The 3,187-nt window shown below is 40.8% G+C and carries 4 protein-coding genes; all 4 read right to left on the reverse strand.

Translation table 11 applies throughout. The features are described 5' to 3' along the window. A partial coding sequence (locus tag P3C17_RS21175) for a hypothetical protein (protein WP_300931238.1) occupies positions 1 to 410 on the reverse strand: 410 nt, incomplete at its 3' end. Between the two features lie 511 nt (positions 411 to 921). Further along, the gene (locus P3C17_RS21180; protein WP_300931239.1) at positions 922 to 1,401 is read right to left on the reverse strand and encodes a hypothetical protein; all 480 of its coding nucleotides are present in this window, start codon (positions 1,399 to 1,401) and stop codon (positions 922 to 924) included. Positions 1,402 to 1,485: 84 nt separating this feature from the next. Further along, positions 1,486 to 1,866, reverse strand: coding sequence for a hypothetical protein (locus tag P3C17_RS21185; RefSeq protein WP_300931240.1), 381 nt, complete (start codon positions 1,864 to 1,866; stop codon positions 1,486 to 1,488). 473 nt (positions 1,867 to 2,339) lie between these two features. Continuing rightward, a complete protein-coding gene (locus P3C17_RS21190; protein ID WP_300931241.1) occupies positions 2,340 to 2,882 on the reverse strand; it encodes a hypothetical protein in 543 nt (180 codons plus the stop codon). Between the last annotated feature and the right edge of the window lie 305 nt (positions 2,883 to 3,187).

Consider the following 3,187-nt stretch of genomic DNA (forward strand, 5'->3'; position numbering starts at 1 on the left):
AAAAATCCGGATACTTGCAGTAATAGGAAGGGGCCAGCAATTGTGACTTTACCAAGACCTTCCCATCTATTAAGCGTCTCATTTGCTGTTGTTTTTTCAAATAAGCCTTCATCTCTGAGTTCGTATTCATGAACACCTAGAATGCCGTTTAAGGTATTCGAACGTAACAAAATTGAACCAATACAAAACAAGAAGTATATGCCGATTGCAGCAACTCCAGATAGAAATGCACCGACAATAGAAATCATCCATTTCTCTTGTGTGTTTGGTAGACCTGCTTTCCAAAATACAATAGCTAATACAATAGCTACAATAATAGAAAAATATTTATACATGTAAGATGTTGTAACCATAAATCTTAAGTTGAACTTTAAAAGATCTATTCTCGAAATATCCGTCGTTACTCTCATATCATTCCTTTCGCATAACGCCGCCAACAGCGGCCGAGCGTAGCGAGGTCCAGCCCCGAAGGGGCGATGCTGCTTGGCCTTGTTATGAGCTGACTATTACTTTGATTTGAATTCATAATACTTTCCACCCAACCAACAATGAACCCACTCCGAATCAATGCGATATTCGAAACCATTTGGCCTCAAGGAATCGTGTATTACCCACTCTGGACCAGGAGCCGAAATTACTTCGATTGATTGAAATGTGCCACCCCTAATACGAATTTGACTCGCTTTGTTGCAAGTTGGGCAAATAAAACCTAGTGCTTCCATTTGAGGATAAGAGTATTGGCAGCTTTCTAATATTTGCTCAGCCGAAAACTCGTTTTCGCAATGATGGCACTTTAGTTTTCCGTCCATGCTTCAATCTCGATTTGGCTCATAACGCCCGCCACAAACGCGAGCAACTTGTTGCGAGTCGAGCGCCCAAAGGGCGCGTTTTTGATGGCGATTGTTATATTTTTTGTTGATGCTACGGCATGACACATTTACCATGCGCCTTAAAACCGTAACCTTTGTAGCCATACTCTTGTTTAATCCAGGCTGTATACCAAAAAACACTTTTATGCTGCCTTATTTCAAGTTTAATAACGTTACCAGCTAATTCGAAACTTAAAAATGACGCGTCATCATTCGAAGGTGGCCGCTTAGGAACTACTGTTTCATCGGCAGTAAACAAGCATTCAAGCAAGTCTGAACTGAGCAATTTACTCTCGCTATTTGCCCCAGGTTCCTCAGTGACCTTACTGGTCTCGAAATAATAAATTGGTTTATTAGCATTCCTTAGCTCACTTTTGAAATTTTCTAAACGTTCAAATGATACGAAGGTTTCAGTGACAACAACATAAAAAAAATATAAAAACAAAAGCAGAAACAGCCACCATGGAGCTGTGCTTCTTTTCCACCACGGTAAATGTTTCTCTTCCGGTTTAGTTATCACGCTAATACTCATAAAAAAATATAACTATAAGCTTTGGGGCGGCAGGAGCGTAGCGTAAGCCGTCCCAGCCGCGATAGCGGCGATAACAGCGCGTTGTTATGTGCTGACTGCAAACCGAAGCTCCCCACCGATTATTTTTACCTCACCAAAATCACCAAATACTTGGTAGGTGCTTTCAAGTTTTACCAATACATCAATATTGCCGTAATCAATTGACCCATCCGGATCTTTTGCGAAACAAACAGATTCGATAGGCAACAATCCATGAACCTCATTTACCCCGACAAATTCGAGAGTAGCCTTTCGGTAGCAAGTGTATTCATTAGGCTTGGGCGCAATGTAATAGTCTGACTCTGGCCAAATACTCGCTTCAAGTTGAAAAACCAGCCGTCCCGGCTCAAGACTCCATCCGAGTACAAAGGAATCATTTAAATCGATGCCCTTGAATAAAGAAATCTCAGTCCAGTTCATGCTCATTCACACATAACACTTTGCTAATTGGCTGCCGCAGCTCAGCGTAGGCAGTCCAGTGGAGGCCACGTTTTTTTGTGGCCGGAGCGAAATTAAGCAACTTGTTATGTGAACACAACTCAACACTTATTGGCTTCAATTTTGTGCCCACATTTACAACAATAGAAGTACTGATAAGCCAGCTCATTAGGAACCAACCAAGAGCTTAACCTACTTCTGTTTGATTCTATTTTTCTAGCAACAACCCCACTGTGCACCAAGGCTCTCTCGTTACATTGTGGACACTTGTAGATCATGGCAATGATAATTGCAGACCAGCCTAATAAGGTGGCAACGACTACATAAGGAACAAAGACCTCTTGAGCAACAAATATTACCGACAACAACAGCAAAAACAACAATCTAGTTGTGGTAAATGCAAACCAGTAGTAGTTGAAAAGCAGTTTTGACATCGAGGTTTACCTAGTTCACATAACTCTCTAATCAGCCGCGCCGCTTTTTGGCGTCGGCTGAATTAGCTTGTTAGGTGTTTCTCCACAATTTAATTTCATCCACTTTTCAGTGGCCGTTTTATTTGTTGAGATACTTGCGAGTGCAAAAATACGTTTTCCTGAATCTTCAAAGACCACATCAAAAAACCAAATCCCACCATAGGCAGCATCAAACCCTTTGTATTTGTTGTACATCATATTTTCGTGAGTGATACATTCAATTAAACCTATTACAGACGTTGTGAAAACATCATCAAACTTAACTTGTAGCTCATGAGCACTAAGAATTTTTTTCGTTTTTATTTTTACTGAACCATCTGCAGAAACGTACTTCTTTTCAGAGCTTATGTTTAACGGAAATAGCACATACTCTTCGAATATAGATACGTCACGCTTTCTTATGCCATCTTTTAGTGCCGCTAGAATTGGCATCAATTTTTCATTTGCTAAGTCTCTCTCATAGAGCTCTAAGGCGTAGGCCTTACCACCAAAGAGAACCAAGAATGTAAATATGTACGCATATATGTTCATGGATACCTAACTTTTTAGCGTCTTATCCGGCGTTCACGACGGATAAGAGTCTGTTGAACGGTGGGTGCGCTCTTTATTGGTACATCTGATGCTAATGGAATTTGTATATTTAGGGAACAGCTGCTTGCAAGATTATTTTGGACAATCTGATGCAGTCTTTCACAGTGTTGCTGCCATTTCGTATCTGATAACCTGTTTATTCTATTGATCATTCGCCACTATTCAGATCAGTTGGCAATACGTTGCCGTCCCGACTATCAAGGCTGATATTTTCTCCGCAAAGAACCACCCTGCTTTCAACTATC

The sequence above is a fragment of the Rheinheimera sp. 1928-s genome (genome assembly GCF_029269265.1).
Lineage (GTDB): Bacteria > Pseudomonadota > Gammaproteobacteria > Enterobacterales > Alteromonadaceae > Pararheinheimera.

Bases quoted from the DNA above. Each gene is read 5' to 3' on its own strand.
- P3C17_RS21180 (WP_300931239.1), bottom strand. From the start codon at position 1,401: ATGAGTATTAGCGTGATAACTAAACCGGAAGAGAAACATTTACCGTGG.
- P3C17_RS21185 (WP_300931240.1), bottom strand. From the start codon at position 1,866: ATGAGCATGAACTGGACTGAGATTTCTTTATTCAAGGGCATCGATTTA.
- P3C17_RS21190 (WP_300931241.1), bottom strand. From the start codon at position 2,882: ATGAACATATATGCGTACATATTTACATTCTTGGTTCTCTTTGGTGGT.